Annotated in this window: 19 protein-coding genes; all 19 read left to right on the top strand. The window is 61.9% G+C overall.

Annotated elements, in window-relative coordinates; genetic code table 11:
* The first annotated feature begins 25 nt into the window (after window positions 1-25).
* A complete protein-coding gene (locus RBI05_RS03905) occupies window positions 26-340 on the top strand; it encodes a YqhV family protein (RefSeq protein WP_408638290.1) in 315 nt (104 codons plus the stop codon).
* Between the two features lie 83 nt (window positions 341-423).
* Window positions 424-1428: a stage III sporulation protein AA gene (spoIIIAA, locus tag RBI05_RS03900; protein WP_310550188.1), complete on the top strand. Its 1005-nt coding sequence runs from the start codon at window positions 424-426 to the stop codon at window positions 1426-1428.
* On the top strand, window positions 1421-1939 hold the full coding sequence (spoIIIAB, locus tag RBI05_RS03895) for a stage III sporulation protein SpoIIIAB (protein ID WP_150456778.1): 519 nt from the start codon (window positions 1421-1423) through the stop codon (window positions 1937-1939). Before spoIIIAA ends, spoIIIAB begins: the two co-directional genes overlap by 8 nt.
* Window positions 1940-1952: 13 nt before the next feature.
* Window positions 1953-2156, top strand: coding sequence for a stage III sporulation protein AC (spoIIIAC, locus tag RBI05_RS03890; protein WP_150456777.1), 204 nt, complete (start codon window positions 1953-1955; stop codon window positions 2154-2156).
* A gap of 7 nt (window positions 2157-2163) precedes the next feature.
* Window positions 2164-2553 carry a stage III sporulation protein AD gene (gene spoIIIAD, locus RBI05_RS03885; RefSeq protein WP_150456776.1) on the top strand — a complete coding sequence of 130 codons (390 nt, stop codon included), beginning with the start codon at window positions 2164-2166 and terminating at the stop codon, window positions 2551-2553.
* Window positions 2554-2612: 59 nt separating this feature from the next.
* A complete protein-coding gene (gene spoIIIAE / locus RBI05_RS03880) occupies window positions 2613-4091 on the top strand; it encodes a stage III sporulation protein AE (protein ID WP_310550187.1) in 1479 nt (492 codons plus the stop codon).
* Between the two features lie 59 nt (window positions 4092-4150).
* Window positions 4151-4909, top strand: a complete 759-nt coding sequence (spoIIIAF, locus tag RBI05_RS03875) for a stage III sporulation protein AF (protein ID WP_310550186.1) — start codon at window positions 4151-4153, stop codon at window positions 4907-4909.
* 31 nt (window positions 4910-4940) lie between these two features.
* Window positions 4941-5576 (top strand): stage III sporulation protein AG, encoded by a 636-nt coding sequence (gene spoIIIAG, locus RBI05_RS03870; RefSeq protein ID WP_150456774.1) that lies wholly within the window; start codon window positions 4941-4943, stop codon window positions 5574-5576.
* A gap of 29 nt (window positions 5577-5605) precedes the next feature.
* The gene (locus RBI05_RS03865; protein WP_310550185.1) at window positions 5606-6490 is read left to right on the top strand and encodes a SpoIIIAH-like family protein; all 885 of its coding nucleotides are present in this window, start codon (window positions 5606-5608) and stop codon (window positions 6488-6490) included.
* A 217-nt stretch (window positions 6491-6707) separates the two neighbouring features.
* Window positions 6708-7217: an acetyl-CoA carboxylase biotin carboxyl carrier protein gene (accB, locus tag RBI05_RS03860; protein ID WP_150456772.1), complete on the top strand. Its 510-nt coding sequence runs from the start codon at window positions 6708-6710 to the stop codon at window positions 7215-7217.
* A gap of 22 nt (window positions 7218-7239) precedes the next feature.
* Entirely contained in the window at window positions 7240-8583 is a 1344-nt protein-coding gene (gene accC / locus RBI05_RS03855; RefSeq protein ID WP_150456771.1) for an acetyl-CoA carboxylase biotin carboxylase subunit, read from the top strand.
* 93 nt (window positions 8584-8676) lie between these two features.
* Complete coding sequence (locus RBI05_RS03850; protein ID WP_310550184.1) at window positions 8677-9084, top strand: Asp23/Gls24 family envelope stress response protein; 408 nt, start codon at window positions 8677-8679, stop codon at window positions 9082-9084.
* A 105-nt stretch (window positions 9085-9189) separates the two neighbouring features.
* Window positions 9190-9729: an alkaline shock response membrane anchor protein AmaP gene (amaP, locus tag RBI05_RS03845; protein ID WP_310550183.1), complete on the top strand. Its 540-nt coding sequence runs from the start codon at window positions 9190-9192 to the stop codon at window positions 9727-9729.
* Window positions 9730-9744: 15 nt separating this feature from the next.
* Window positions 9745-9978: a DUF2273 domain-containing protein gene (locus tag RBI05_RS03840; RefSeq protein WP_150456768.1), complete on the top strand. Its 234-nt coding sequence runs from the start codon at window positions 9745-9747 to the stop codon at window positions 9976-9978.
* A 175-nt stretch (window positions 9979-10153) separates the two neighbouring features.
* On the top strand, window positions 10154-10615 hold the full coding sequence (gene nusB / locus RBI05_RS03835) for a transcription antitermination factor NusB (protein ID WP_310550182.1): 462 nt from the start codon (window positions 10154-10156) through the stop codon (window positions 10613-10615).
* A 38-nt stretch (window positions 10616-10653) separates the two neighbouring features.
* The gene (folD, locus tag RBI05_RS03830) at window positions 10654-11511 is read left to right on the top strand and encodes a bifunctional methylenetetrahydrofolate dehydrogenase/methenyltetrahydrofolate cyclohydrolase FolD (protein WP_310550181.1); all 858 of its coding nucleotides are present in this window, start codon (window positions 10654-10656) and stop codon (window positions 11509-11511) included.
* Window positions 11512-11520: 9 nt separating this feature from the next.
* A complete protein-coding gene (xseA, locus tag RBI05_RS03825) occupies window positions 11521-12903 on the top strand; it encodes an exodeoxyribonuclease VII large subunit (protein ID WP_310550180.1) in 1383 nt (460 codons plus the stop codon).
* On the top strand, window positions 12875-13129 hold the full coding sequence (gene xseB / locus RBI05_RS03820; protein WP_150456764.1) for an exodeoxyribonuclease VII small subunit: 255 nt from the start codon (window positions 12875-12877) through the stop codon (window positions 13127-13129). The genes xseA and xseB overlap by 29 nt, the downstream gene beginning before the upstream one ends.
* Window positions 13116-14018 carry a polyprenyl synthetase family protein gene (locus RBI05_RS03815; protein ID WP_310550179.1) on the top strand — a complete coding sequence of 301 codons (903 nt, stop codon included), beginning with the start codon at window positions 13116-13118 and terminating at the stop codon, window positions 14016-14018. Before xseB ends, RBI05_RS03815 begins: the two co-directional genes overlap by 14 nt.
* The last annotated feature ends 77 nt before the right edge of the window (window positions 14019-14095 follow it).

Below are 14095 nucleotides of genomic sequence, written 5' to 3'. Positions count from 1 at the left end.
CGTCTAAAGTCGCAGGGACCGGCATATGGTTGAGAGTGGCAAGGATAAGGGGCCTTCGAGGCAAGGAGGGGTGAAAGTGGACAAGTATGTGAGCTGGATGGCAGCGCTCCGCATGATCTCGGGAAGCATCGAGATTGCAGCGGCGCTGATCATGCTGAGGCTGAACCAGGTCGACAAGGCGCTGGCGGTCAACTCGGGTCTGGCGCTGGTCGGTCCGACCGTGCTGATCCTGACAACGGCCGTCGGTCTGACCGGAATGGCCCAGGAGCTATCCTGGGGGAAGCTCGGCTGGATCGGCGCCGGGGTCGCCTGTCTTTTATACGGAATTCTGAAGAAATGATAGATTGGTAGTCATGATCGGCGGCGTACAAGCATAGAAATGAATTACAGCTTGTCACAGAGGAGAGTTTGGGGGTACCGAATATGGCCGAAGAATGGATGGAACTGCTGCCGGAGCAAGTGCGGGCGATTCTTGCCCGGCTTCCCCGGGAACTGTCGGCCCGCACCGAGGAGGTCCGCCTCCGGGAAGGCAGGCCGCTGGAGATTAATCTCTCCGGAGCCTATCATTTTGTCACTCCCGCCGGAAGCCTGACCGATGTGCCGGAGGAGGCGTTCCGGCCGGACCGCGAGGACAGCCGGCGGATGCTGGATCTCATCAGCAACCACTCGCTGTACACGATGGAGGAGGAACTGCGCCGCGGCTTCATTACCATTCCGGGCGGACACCGGATCGGGCTGGCGGGCCGGGCGGTTCTGGAAGGGGGAAGCGTCGCCTATCTCCGCGACATTACCGGCTTCAACGTCCGGATTGCCCGCGAGGTACGGGGCCTGGGAAGCGGAGTGCTCCCCCATCTGGTAGAACGGGGGGGCGCGAGAATTCTGCATACGCTCATTCTGTCGCCTCCGCAGCACGGGAAGACCACCTTGCTCCGCGACCTGGCCCGGCAGATTTCGGCCGGGGAGCGCGGACCGGCTGCCGCCGGCGGGAGGCCGGGATTCAAGGTCGGCATCGTGGACGAGCGCTCCGAAATCGCCGGCAGCCGCCGGGGCGTTCCCGCCTTCGATCTGGGGCCGCGAACCGATGTGCTCGACGGATGCCCGAAGGCGGAAGGCATGATGATGATGATTCGCTCGCTGTCCCCGGAAGTGCTGATTGCCGACGAGATCGGGCGGCACGAGGATGCGGAGGCGATCACCGAGGCGCTTCACGCCGGCATCTCCGTTCTGGCGACGGCCCACGGCCGGGAGATCGCGGAGCTGGCCCGCCGTCCCGCGCTCGGCCGGATCATCGAACAGGGGCTGTTCGAGCGCTACATCATTCTGAACCGGACGGCGCGTGGACTGGCCTGGCAGGTGCTGGACGGCCGGAGGCGCCCGCTTCTCCAGCCGCGGGCGGCGGGCTCCGGAGGAGGTCGGCCCGATGCTTAAGCTGCTGGGCGCATCGCTTGTGCTGCTGGCGGCGACGCTGGCCGGCTTCGCCCAGGCGAGGCAGTATGCGGACCGTCCCCGCCAGATCCGCGGCCTGATCGCGGCCCTGCAGCGGCTGGAGACCGAGATCCGCTACGGATACACGCCGCTGCCCGAAGCGATGCGGCGGATTGCCCAGCAGTGCCGGGAACCGCTGCGCGGCTTCTTCAGCCGGGCGGCGTCGGAGATGAATCCGCCGCGAAGCGCATCGGCCCAGGAAGGACTGGAGCTGGCGATGGAGGCGCTCTGGAAGACGACGGCGATGAAGGCGCCGGAGCGGGAGGTGCTGCGCCAGCTCGGCTGCACGCTCGGCACCAGCGACCGCGCCGATCAGACGAGCCATATCGCCATGGCTCTCCGGCAGCTCGGCCAGGAAGAGATATCGGCCCGCGAGGACCAGAGCAAATACGAGAAGATGTGCAGAAGCCTGGGGCTCCTGCTCGGAGCGCTGATCGTCATCCTGATTTTTTAGCGAGGTGCCGCACATGAACATAGATGTCAACGCCATCTTCCAGATCGCCGGGATCGGCATCATCATTGCCATGATTCATACCGTTCTGAAGCAGATGGGCAAGGAAGATATCGCCCACTGGGTAACGCTTATCGGCTTCGTAGTCGTGCTGTTCATGGTTATCCGCATGCTGGATGGCCTGCTGACCGAAATCAAGTCCATCTTCCTGTTCCAATAGGGCGCCCATGGAGATCATTCAAATTGTGGGAATCGGGCTGCTCGCCACTGTGCTGATTCTGGTCCTGAAGGAACAGAAGCCGATCTTCGCCTTTCTGCTGGCCGTAACGGCAGGCCTCTTGATCTTCCTGTTCCTGATCGGGCGGATCGAGGTCATTCTCGATACGCTTCGGCGGGTGGCGGAATCTTCGGGCATGAACCTGATCTATCTGAAGACGGTGTTCAAGATTATCGGGATCGCCTACATCGCAGAATTCGGCGCCCAGATTGTAAGGGACGCCGGACAGGAATCCATCGCTTCCAAAATCGAGCTCGCGGGCAAAGTGCTGATTATGACGCTGGCGGTGCCGATTATCAGCATCATTATCGAAACCGTGATGAAGCTGCTGCCGGCCTGAAGGACCGGCGGCGACAGACCGCCGCCGGGCGCGGCCAACCAGGAGAGGAGGAGTTGAACATGCGGAGGGGTTCCCGCCGGAACAGATTCCGTCTTCCTCCCGTGCGCGGCGCAGCCCTCGCTCTCTTCGCGGCACTGGCGCTGGCCCAGATGCTCCTCCTGGGAGCGGGAACGGCCAGTGCCCGGGCCGGCGCCGTCCCTTCGGATACCGGCCCGCCGGAGCCCTTCTTCGCCGGCGCTTATGCCGCGGAACATGCCGCCTTGCGGGCGGTCTACGCGGCGGACTGGACGGGCAGCGCCGACGGTTCCGGCGCCGTCAGCGAAGACGGAGCCGCCGGCGACTCGGTCTACGGGACCGATAGCGAAGGCGGCGCTGCTGCCGGAGCAACCGGCGGCTCCTCGGACGCGCCGGAGCCTTCCGGGGGAGCGGGCGGCAGCGGATCGGTCGTCAACGAATGGGTGAAGGGGCAGATCGACGATTTGCCCAAGGACAAGGTGGAGCAGTACTGGGACCGGCTGATGAAGGACTACGGGGGATTTTTTCCGGATGGAGCCACGCCTTCGCTGATGGATATGCTGCTCCCGGGGGGCGACGGCCTCAGCTTCCGCCGGATGGTCTCGGGACTGCTGAACTTCGCCTGGCATGAAGTCATGTACAACGGCAAGCTGCTGGTAACCATCGTCATGATCAGCGTGCTCAGCATGATTCTGGAGACGCTGCAGAGCGCCTTTGAACGCAAGACGGTCAGCCAGGTCGCCTACTGGCTCTGTTATATGGTCGTGCTGGTGATCGCGGTCAACAGTGTGAGCATTGCAATCGGATACGCCAAGGACGCCATTGACCGAATGATCGACTTTATGCTGGCGATGATCCCGCTGCTGTTCGCCCTGCTGGCCTCCATGGGCAACGTGGTTACCGTCTCGGTGACGCATCCGCTGATCGTCTTCATGATCCATACGGTCGGGACGCTGATCCACACGCTGGTGTTCCCGCTGCTGTTCTTCTCGGCCATTCTGCATCTGGTCAGCTCAATGTCCGACAAGTACAAGCTGACCCAGCTGGCCAATCTGCTGCGCAGTCTCGGATCGGGTACGCTCGGCGTGCTGCTGACCGTCTTTCTCGGCGTCATTTCGGTGCGGGGCATCACCAGCTCGGTCACCGACGGCGTGACGCTGCGGGCGGCCAAATACATCAGCGGCAACTTCGTCCCGGTTATCGGCAAAATGTTCGCGGACGCCACCGATACCGTCGTCTCCGCCTCGGTGCTGGTCAAGAACGCCATCGGTCTCTCCGGCGTCGTCATCATCATCTTTCTCTGCGCCTTCCCGGCAATCAAGATTCTGGTGCTGGCGCTCATTTACAACGTAGCCGGAGCGGTAATGCAGCCTCTGGGCGGCACGCCGATCGTGAGCTGCCTGCAGACCATCGGCAAAAGCATGATGTACGTCTTTGCGGCGCTGGCCGCCGTATCGCTGATGTTCTTCCTGGCGGTAACGATTCTGCTGGCCGCCGGCAATGTCACGGTAATGATGAGATAGCGGGAGCGGAGCCGTCCTTCGGCCTAACCTGACCCGCCCATGCAGAAGGGGGAACGGATATGAGCTGGCTCGGAGGCTGGCTGCGGGAACTGGTGCTGATCGTCCTGATGGCTTCCTTTGTCGAAATGCTGCTGCCCGGCAAAGCCATGCAGCGGTATGCCCGGCTGGTCCTGAGCCTGCTGGTGCTGCTGACCATGCTCAGTCCGATCGTCGATCTGCTGAAGGGAAACGCCGCCGCCGAGCTCGGGGAGGCCATCTCCAGACAGGAGACGGCGGCGGCCCGCCGGGAAGACGGCAGCGATCTGGCAGCCATTCTGGCGGAAGGACAGAAGCTGTCGGCCGGACGCCAGCGGGAGAGTCTGAAGCTCGCTGCATCCGAAGTGGCGGTCCGGATGAAGGAAGACATTGTTGCCGCCGGAACCGACCGCCGCCGCGTAACCGTCACGGTGGCGCTGTCGGTGCAGAAGGAGGGGGCTTCGGGAACGGAGGTCCCGGTCATTTCTTCCGTTCGGGTCGTACTGGCCCCGGCGGCCGGAAGCCCGTCCGGAAGCGGAGAGGGAGAGCCGGGTTCCGGCGGCGCAGACAACGGGGAGGCGGGCTCCTACGGGACGCCGATTGAAGTGGCTCCCATAGAAACGGTGCGGATCGGAGAGGACGAGAAATCGGTCCCGGCCGCCGGACCGGCGGGAAGCGCAGCTGAGGGGGACGGCGAAGCCCGGGAAGTCGCCTCTCTGCTGGAGAAAGACTGGGAGCTTGGGCCTGGCGTGGTGAAGGTGGTCGGCGCCGGAGAAGAGGAAGCGGCTTCCCGGCGTTTGTAGGAGAGAAGGAGCAGATGAAGGAGGGCGGGGCATGGGGAACTGGCTGAAACGGATCGAGCAATGGGCGGGCGGCGGCGGAGACGGCAATCCGAAGCGCTCTTCGGTCTTCCGCTGGCTCATTATTATCGGACTGCTCGGCGTGGCAATTATGCTGTTCAATTCCTTCGTGCATGTCAAGAAGCTGGACAGCGAGAATACGGGGCGGGAGCCGCCTGCGGCGGAAGCCCGGACAACGATTGCACAAGGCGGAAGCCCCGACAGCTTCGGATCGATCGAGCAGGTGCTGGAGGACCGGACGAAGGAGATTCTGGAGAAGATCGTGGGTGTCGGAACCGTGGATATCATGGTGACGGTGGACTCTACGGAAGAGATTGTGGTGCAGCGCAACATGAACGACTCGCAGCAGCTCAGCGACGAGACGGATGCGAACGGCGGCAAGCGGCATACGACGCAGTACACCCGGGACGGCAGCATCGTGACCTACAGCCAGTCCGGCGAGGAGACTCCTATCGTCACCAAGAAGATCAAGCCGCAGGTGCGCGGGGTGCTGATCGTCGCCAAGGGAGCAGAGAACAGGACGGTGCGAAGCCTGATCATCGACGCCGTCGAGAAAGGGCTCAACGTGCCGGGCTACCGGATTTCCGTTGTCCCGCGCAAGCAGGAATAATAGCGATCTATAATTAAGGAGGAAATCAAATGAACGGCAAAAGACAAACAATCTGGTTGGTGTCCATGCTCAGTCTGATGGTCGTGCTGTCGGCGTATTACCTGTTCACGGAGGATTCGGGCTCTACCGCGCCCAAGGAGACGGCAGGCACCATTCAGGTCGATTCCGTCAAAAATGCGCCCGATGCGCTGCCCCAGGTCGCAGCCGGAGACGGCGCCGTGGCCACGGAAGTGACCGACGCCGCCGATGCCGGCGTCACGGACGGCACTGCTGCCGATCCCGCCGCCGATCCGGCAGCGGTCAAGGACCCGGCCACCGCAGACAGCCCGGCTGTCCAGGAGGAGCAGACAGCGGGCGATACGGCAGCCGCAGGAAGCAGCGACAAGGCCGCCGCGAAGGATGCCGCGGCTGCCGGAGAGCAGAAGGCGGCTGACCCTGCGGCGGATCAGACGGCGAAGAGCGACGACGCTTCCAAGAGCGCAGCGGACACAACCGCCAAGAGCGGCGGCAAGAGCGACGCCGAGGTGCTGAACCAGGTCGCCTCACAAAACGCTTCGGCTTCGGCGATGATCGAGAGCTACATGCTTGAGCGGGAACAGCAGAATATCAAGCAGCACGACGATCTGATGGCCATCATGAACGACATGGACAAATCGCCGGCCGAGAGCGCGGCCGCCTCCGAGAAGCTGAGCAAGCTGGAAGACCGCGAGGCGGTTATCGAGAGCATTGAGTCCAAGCTGCAAAAGCAGTTCGGCGAGGCCGTCGTGAAAGAGGACGGCGGCGACGCGTACAAGGTCGTCGTGCTGAGCGACAAGCTTGACGCCAAGCAGGCGGCCGGGATTATTGATCTGGTCATCAAAGAGCTGAATGTGACCCAGGACAAAATCAGTGTCCAGCACGTCTCCGAGCAGTAAGCCAAACGCCAAATCCTCCCTTCCAAAGCCCCGGCCGGTCCGGGGTTTTTGGGCGTTCCGGGAAGTTTCTCCCGGCTTGTCGGGAGAGATCGGATGGCGTCGAATGGGCCGGAAGGGAATTAAGGGGCTTTTAAAATGCCGGGAAATGAAGCATAATAGGGACTTGGTAATACATAAATATCGGACCGAATGAAGCTGAAGGAGTGAACTGATAGATATGTTCAAACTGAGTGAAATCAAAGAACTCATCAAATTGCTGGATCAGACCTCATCCGTGCACGAGCTGGTGGTCGAGAGCGAAGGCATGAAGCTGGCCATCCGCAAGCCCGATCATCAGGAATCCGCTTCTCCCGGTCCGGCGGCACCGCTGTACCCGTATCCGTACCCACCGGCCCCGGCGCCGCAGGCTGCGGTTTTGACCGCAGGCACTGCGGCTTCGCCGGCTCCCGCCGCTGCGGAAGCGCCGGCAGAGGCGCAGGACAGCGGGCTACATAAGATTGTATCTCCGATGGTAGGAACGTTCTATTCCGCCGCTTCTCCCGACAAGCCGCCGTTCGTCAGCGCAGGCGACCGGGTCACGGAGAAGACGACGGTATGCATTATCGAAGCGATGAAGCTGATGAATGAGCTGGAGGCGGAGGTGCGCGGCGAAATCGTGTCCGTGCTTGCCGAGAACGGACAGCTTGTGGAATACGGTCAGCCCCTCTTCCTGGTGAGACCGGAATAATAGATCGCTTAGGAGGAACGAGATGAATATCCAAAAAGTGCTGATCGCCAACCGCGGTGAAATCGCTGTCCGGATTATCCGGGCCTGCCGCGAACTGGGCATTTCGACCGTGGCGGTCTATTCGGAACCCGACCGCGATTCGCTGCATGTCCGCCTGGCGGACGAGGCCTACTGCATCGGACCGATGCCTTCCAAGGACAGTTACCTGAACTTTACCAATATTATGAGCGTCGCTACGCTGACCGACTGCGACGCCGTGCATCCCGGCTACGGCTTTCTGGCCGAGAACGCCGATTTCGCCGAGATCTGCGAATCCTGCAACATTACCTTTATCGGTCCTTCCCCGGATGCGATTACGCGGATGGGGGACAAGGCGGTTGCCAAGGAGACGATGAAGCTGGCGGGCGTGCCGGTTATTCCCGGCTCCGACGGACTGGTGGGCGACATCGCGGAGGCGGTGGAGCTTGGCCGTGAGATCGGCTATCCGATCATCGTGAAGGCAACCGCAGGCGGCGGCGGCAAGGGCATCCGCATCGCCGAGGATGAAGAGGCGCTGGTGAAGCAGATTACCGCCGCCCAGCAGGAGGCCCAGAAGGCCTTCGGCAACGCCGGGGTGTACCTGGAGAAGTTCCTGACCGGCATGAAGCATGTCGAAATTCAGATTATCGCCGACAACCACGGCAACGTCGTCCATCTCGGTGAGCGGGACTGTTCCGTACAGCGCCGCCGCCAGAAGCTCGTCGAGGAAGCGCCTTGCCCGGTGCTGACGCCCGAAATTCGCGCGGCGATGGGAGAGGCGGCCGTGCGCGCCGCGCAGGCCGTGAACTACTCGGGAGCAGGCACGCTGGAGTTCCTGCTGGGACCCGACGGCCGCTTCTATTTCATGGAGATGAACACCCGGATACAGGTTGAGCATCCGGTGACGGAGATGGTGACCGGCGTCGATCTCATCAAGGAGATGATCTCTATCGCCGAAGGCCATCCGCTCTCTTTTACCCAAGAAGACATCGAGATCAAGGGCTGGGCGATCGAATGCCGCGTCAATGCCGAGGATCCGGCGCGCGGGTTCATGCCCTCTCCGGGCAAGATCGGCTTCTATCTGCCTCCCGGCGGACTCGGCGTCCGCGTGGACAGCGCGGCCTATCCCGGCTGCATGATCTCGCCGTTCTATGATTCTATGATCGCCAAGCTCATTGTCTGGGCCCCCACGCGGCAAGAAGCCGTCCAGAAGATGAGACGGGCCCTGTCCGAATTTGCGATTGAAGGCATCCACACGACGATTCCTTTCCATCAGCGGCTTCTGGAGCATCCGGTATTCCTCGACGGCAATTTCGACATCAAATTTCTCGAGGATTACGAGGTCTGACCAGGGCTTCGGAAGGTTTGTCATAAAGTACGCCAAATGGTATAGTATATGAATTAAGAGACGTGATCCAACTTTGAAAGGTGTGGGGCATACATGAGTACAATGCCGACAGAATTTGAACGGACGGAGATCGGCGAGATCCAGATCGCGCCTGAAGTGATCGAGGTCATCGCCGGCCTGGCGACGGTCGAGGTCAAGGGAGTGGCGGGAATGAGCGGCGGCTTTGCCGGCGGAATCGTCGAGCTGCTCGGCCGCAAGAATCTCTCCAAGGGCGTCAAGGTCGAGGTCGGCCAGCGCGAAGCCGCGGTGGACGTATCGGTCATTATCGAATACGGCAATCGGCTTCCAGAAGTCGCAGGCGAGATCCAGCGCAACGTCAAACGGTCCATCGAGACGATGACGGGACTGACGGTAGTGGAGGTCAATGTGCATATCCACGACGTCCAGTTCAAGAACGCCGACAAGATCGATGACCCCGATTCGGGCGTCCGCGTCAAATAATATCCGCATCTTTCCCGGCCCCCCGAGCCGCGTGCTCAGGGGGCCTTCGCGGGTGCGGATATTCCCATGGACGGCAGGACCGTCCGATAAGGAGGCAAGAGGCTTTTGGCTAAAATTGTGGACAGGCTTCTTCTGTTTATTTACAGCATTTCGATCGGAGTTCTTTCGGCAGCCGCCATCCTCCTGCTGACCGGCGTCCTGGCGAAAGACGATCTGGTGCCGGACTGGGATGCCGCCGTTCCGTTCCTGATCGCGGCGGCAGCCGTGCTTCTTCTGCTCAGCCTGCGGTTCTTCTATATCTCGCTGCGCCGCGACCGCACCTCCAGTCTGTCGGTGGACCAGCGGACGGAATACGGCGACATCCAGATTTCGATGGAGACGATTGAGAATCTGAGTCTGAAGGCGGCCGGGCGTGTCAAGGGCATCCGGGACCTGAAGTCCCGCATCCGGGTGTCCCAGGCAGGACTGGAGATCATGATCCGGGGCGTTGTGGACGGCGAACATTCGCTGCCGCTGCTGACCGGAGAAGTCCAGCGCCAGGTGCATGAATTCGTACAGGAAACCACCGGCATTCCGGTGGCGGACGTATCGGTCTATATTGCCAATCTCACACAGGCGCCAAGCTTCAAAAGTCGAGTGGAATAGAGGTGGGTTTCCCGAATGTTCTGGAAGGAAGTATGGGAAAGTCACGGAGGCCGGATCGCCGGTGTGGCATTCGGTTTCATTTTGGGTCTGATTTATTTAATCAGCGGGTTCTGGGATATGCTGTTCTTTGCACTGGTAGTGTTCATCGGATATACGCTGGGCCGGAGAAAGGATGAGGGCCGAAGCGGCTCGCCGGGCTGGCGGGAGCTTCTGGACCGGCTATCCGCCGGCTGGCGTCCGTTTAAGTGAACCGCGATAGCTTTTTTCCGAGAGCGGCATTGGCAGACCTTGACGATACGCTGATTCTACGGAAGAAAGCGGTCGCGGTTTTTTATTTCAGACCGAAACAGGCATGATAAGACAAAGCGGCCTAAGGGGCAAAGCCCATACGGCCATCAGCTATTGAAGCGGAAGGAATGAGTATATGTTAAAACGGAGAACCGCGCGCGAGATCATCGTGCAGACGCTGTATCAGATGGAGATGAATGAGGTGGAGAGCGGAGAAGCGGTGGAAATGCTGCTGGCCGAAGCCTCGGAGGAGAATGAGACGGAGCGTGTCATTCCGAACGAACCGGAGATGAAGGATTACGTGCTGTCGCAGGTCAACGGCATCTGGACCAACAAGCCCGCCATCGACGAGATACTGGAGCACTATCTGAAGAACTGGCAGATGAGCCGGCTGTCCCGGGTGGACCGCCAGGTGCTGCGTCTGGCCGCGTATGAGATGATTTTTGCCGCCCAAGAGGATGTTCCCGCCAAGGTATCCGTCAATGAAGCCATCGAGCTGGCGAAGCACTTCGGCACCGAAGACTCCGGCAAGTTCGTCAACGGCGTTCTGGGCAAAATGATCCAGGATCTGGACAAGCTGAAGAGCGAGCGTGCCTGAATATAACCATTATTGAATACAGGGGAGAGAGAAACGTCATGACAGCAGCCATTATCAGCGGTAAACTTGTGTCCGAAGAAATTCGTGTAGATATTGCCAAACAGGTTGAAGGGCTTGCGGTCCGCGGCGTCAAGCCGGGTCTGGCCGTCGTGCTGGTCGGGGAAGATCCGGGTTCCCAGGTATATGTGAACAGCAAGGAGAAGACCTGTCTCAGCCTCGGCTTCCATTCGGTAGTCCACCGGCTTCCGGCTTCCACCTCCCAGGAGGAGCTGCTGGCGCTGGTGGAGGAACTGAACCGCGCCGACGAGATCGACGGCATTCTGGTCCAGCTTCCGCTTCCGAAGCATATCAACGAGAAGGCCGTGATTGACGCCATTGCGGTGGAAAAAGACGTCGACGGCTTCCACCCCGTCAACGTCGGCAATCTGGTGATCGGCGACGACAGCCTGCTGCCGTGCACGCCTGCCGGCGTGATCGAGCTGATCAAGCGCACCGGGCTTGATCTTGCCGGCAAACACGCCGTTGTCATCGGCCGCAGCAACATCGTCGGCAAGCCGGTATCCCTGCTGCTCCAGCGTGAGAACGCGACGGTCACCATGTGCCATTCCCGCACGCAGAATATGCCGGAGCTGTGCCGTCAGGCCGATGTGCTCGTGGTGGCCATTGGCCGCGCCAACTTCGTGGACGCTTCGTACGTGAAGCCGGGCGCCGTCGTCATCGATGTCGGCATGAACCGGCTCGAGAACGGCAAGCTGGCGGGAGACGTGGACTACGAGAGCGTCAAGGAAGCCGCCGGATATATCACGCCGGTTCCCGGAGGCGTCGGTCCGATGACAATTACGATGCTGATGGTGAACACGCTGACGGCGGCCAAGCGCCGCCGCGGGCTGGAGTAGGACAAGCTTATGGCGGAGCGGAAGATTTTCTCGATCAAGGACCTGAACCGGTACATCCGGATGAAGCTGGACTCCGATCTCGTCCTGTCCGATGTGTGGATCCGCGGGGAAATCTCCAACTTCACGCATCACGGCAGCGGACATATGTACTTCACGTTGAAGGACGAGACCAGCCGGATCAAGGCGATCATGTTCGCCTCGCACAATCAGCGGCTGCCGTTCGTTCCGAAAGAAGGCTCCCGCGTCATTGCCAGAGGCAATGTCACCGTCTACGAGCGGGACGGCCAGTATCAATTCTACGCGACCCAGATGCAGCCCGACGGAATCGGCAGCCTGTATCTGGCCTATGAGCAGTTGAAGGTCAAGCTGGAGAAGGAAGGGCTGTTCGACAGCGGCCGCAAACGCCCGCTCCCGCGCTATCCGCGTACGGTCGGCGTGGTAACTTCGCCGACGGGAGCGGCCGTGCGGGACATCCTGACGACGCTGCGCCGCCGCTATCCGGCGGCCGCGGTTGTACTGTATCCTGTGCTGGTTCAAGGCAAGGGAGCCGCCGCTTCGGTGGTGCGGGCCCTTCAGGCCCTGAACGCCGAAGGCGAAGCCGACGTGCTGATTGTCGGCCGCGGCGGCGGCTCCCTGGAGGAGCTGTGGGCGTTCAATGAGGAGCCGGTCGCCCGGGCCATCGCGGCGTCGCGGATTCCCGTCATCTCGGCGGTCGGCCACGAGACGGACTTTACGATCGCCGATTTCGCGGCCGACCTTCGGGCCGCGACGCCGACGGCCGCTGCGGAGCTGGCCGTGCCAAGCGCAGCCGAGCTGCGCTCACAGCTCGGCACGCTGGAGCGCCGGCTGCGGCTTGGCCTGCAGCGGCGGTCCCAGCGCGGCCGCGAGCGGCTGGCCGCGCTGCAGCGGTCCCCGGTGCTGGTGAACCCGCGCCGGTACCTGCTCCAGCACGCGCAGAGGCTGGACCATCTGCGTGGCCGCCTCGGCGGCGCGGCCAAGGCGCGCGCCGCCCGGGCGCATTCGCTTCAGGCGGCGCTGACCGGCCGCCTGGAGCGGCGTCACCCGCACGGCGCGGTGACGCTGGCGAAGCGGCGCGCCGAAGGGGCGCGCCGGGATCTGCTGCGCGCGATGGACGCGCAGGTGGAGCGGCGGCGCCACCGGCTTGGCGCCGAGCTGCGCCAGCTGGACGCGCTCAGTCCGCTCAAGGTTATGGCGCGCGGATACGGCCTTGTCTACGACGAGGAGGGTGATCGGCTCATCCAGTCGGTGGCCGCCGTGCAGCCCGGCGATATGGTGAATGTGAAGCTTCAGGACGGCGAGCTGAATTGTCAGGTCTGGGGATTGAAAGAGGAGGGTAGCCAACATGGCGAAGGAAGCGGAACTGGGATTTGAAGAAGCAATGGACAAGCTGGAGCTGATCGTCCGCGAGCTGGAGCACGGCGATGTGCCGCTGGAGAAGGCCATTGATCTGTTCCAGCAGGGCATGCAGCTCTCGCAGCTGTGCGGCGCCAAGCTGGAGCAGGTGGAACGCAAGATCGAAATGATCGTCGAAGAGGACGGCGAGCTTCGCAAGAAGCCTTTCGGTTCGCTGGAGGGGGAAGGCGATGAGTCCTTCTGAGCTGACGGGCTATATCGGAGAGATTGCCCGAACGCTGGACGAAGCGTGGAGCCGTCTGCTGCCGGAGACCTGGCAGGTGCCGCAGACACTGGTTGAAGCGATGACGTATTCGCTGCAGGCCGGCGGCAAAAGACTGCGGCCCCTTCTTGTCGTGGCGGCCTGCGAGGATCTCGGCGGCAGCCGGGAAGCCGCGCTGCCCGTAGCGGCTGCGGTGGAGATGGTGCATACGTATTCGCTGATCCACGACGACCTTCCGGCCATGGACAATGACGATTACCGGCGCGGCCGTCTGACGAACCATAAAGTATTCGGAGAGGCCATGGCCATTCTGGCCGGCGACGGGCTGCTGACCCATGCGTTCTACAGCGTGGTTCAGGCGGCGCGCCGCCACGGCGTCCCGGCGGAGAGCGTGCTGTCCATCGTCGAGGACCTCTCGGCAATGGCGGGACCGCGGGGCATGGTCGGCGGCCAGGTGGCCGACATGGAAGGCGAACAGGGCGAGACGGACCTTGAACGGCTGCGCTATATTCATCTCCACAAGACGGGGGATCTGATCGTCTTCTCGCTGCTTGCGGGAGGCCGGGTCGCCGGAGCGGACGAAGAGAAGCTTGCGGCGCTGCGCCGGTTCGGGACGGCGCTGGGCCTTGCTTTTCAGATTCAGGATGACATTCTCGACATTGTCGGCGACGAGAGCAAGCTCGGCAAGCCGGTCGGCAGCGATATTCAGCAGCAGAAGGTGACGTATCCGTATCTGCTGGGGCTGGAGGAATCGCGGCGGGAGGCGGCGCGTCTGACCGCGGAGGCGCGGGACGCCCTGCTGGACGCCGGGTTCTCCGCAGACTGCCGTCTGCTTGGAATCGCCGATTATCTGATGAATCGGGATCATTAGCGGAGCGTCCGCATGAACGGCTGGATTTCGACAGCCGTTTCTTTTATGTTATAATGGGTTTTATTATCCAACACACA

Source organism: Paenibacillus glufosinatiresistens (assembly GCF_031470375.1).
Classification (GTDB): Bacteria; Bacillota; Bacilli; order Paenibacillales; family Paenibacillaceae; genus Paenibacillus_AQ; species Paenibacillus_AQ glufosinatiresistens.
This window is presented reverse-complemented; position numbering and strand designations above follow the sequence as displayed.

Coding starts and splice junctions, on each gene's coding strand:
- folD (WP_310550181.1), top strand. CDS start 10,654: ATGACAGCAGCCATTATCAGCGGTAAACTTGTGTCCGAAGAAATTCGT.
- spoIIIAA (WP_310550188.1), top strand. CDS start 424: ATGGCCGAAGAATGGATGGAACTGCTGCCGGAGCAAGTGCGGGCGATT.
- spoIIIAG (WP_150456774.1), top strand. CDS start 4,941: ATGGGGAACTGGCTGAAACGGATCGAGCAATGGGCGGGCGGCGGCGGA.
- spoIIIAE (WP_310550187.1), top strand. CDS start 2,613: ATGCGGAGGGGTTCCCGCCGGAACAGATTCCGTCTTCCTCCCGTGCGC.
- RBI05_RS03815 (WP_310550179.1), top strand. CDS start 13,116: ATGAGTCCTTCTGAGCTGACGGGCTATATCGGAGAGATTGCCCGAACG.
- spoIIIAB (WP_150456778.1), top strand. CDS start 1,421: ATGCTTAAGCTGCTGGGCGCATCGCTTGTGCTGCTGGCGGCGACGCTG.
- RBI05_RS03840 (WP_150456768.1), top strand. CDS start 9,745: ATGTTCTGGAAGGAAGTATGGGAAAGTCACGGAGGCCGGATCGCCGGT.
- spoIIIAD (WP_150456776.1), top strand. CDS start 2,164: ATGGAGATCATTCAAATTGTGGGAATCGGGCTGCTCGCCACTGTGCTG.
- xseA (WP_310550180.1), top strand. CDS start 11,521: ATGGCGGAGCGGAAGATTTTCTCGATCAAGGACCTGAACCGGTACATC.
- spoIIIAC (WP_150456777.1), top strand. CDS start 1,953: ATGAACATAGATGTCAACGCCATCTTCCAGATCGCCGGGATCGGCATC.
- accC (WP_150456771.1), top strand. CDS start 7,240: ATGAATATCCAAAAAGTGCTGATCGCCAACCGCGGTGAAATCGCTGTC.
- spoIIIAF (WP_310550186.1), top strand. CDS start 4,151: ATGAGCTGGCTCGGAGGCTGGCTGCGGGAACTGGTGCTGATCGTCCTG.
- RBI05_RS03905 (WP_408638290.1), top strand. CDS start 26: ATGGTTGAGAGTGGCAAGGATAAGGGGCCTTCGAGGCAAGGAGGGGTG.
- accB (WP_150456772.1), top strand. CDS start 6,708: ATGTTCAAACTGAGTGAAATCAAAGAACTCATCAAATTGCTGGATCAG.
- nusB (WP_310550182.1), top strand. CDS start 10,154: ATGTTAAAACGGAGAACCGCGCGCGAGATCATCGTGCAGACGCTGTAT.
- RBI05_RS03850 (WP_310550184.1), top strand. CDS start 8,677: ATGAGTACAATGCCGACAGAATTTGAACGGACGGAGATCGGCGAGATC.
- xseB (WP_150456764.1), top strand. CDS start 12,875: ATGGCGAAGGAAGCGGAACTGGGATTTGAAGAAGCAATGGACAAGCTG.
- RBI05_RS03865 (WP_310550185.1), top strand. CDS start 5,606: ATGAACGGCAAAAGACAAACAATCTGGTTGGTGTCCATGCTCAGTCTG.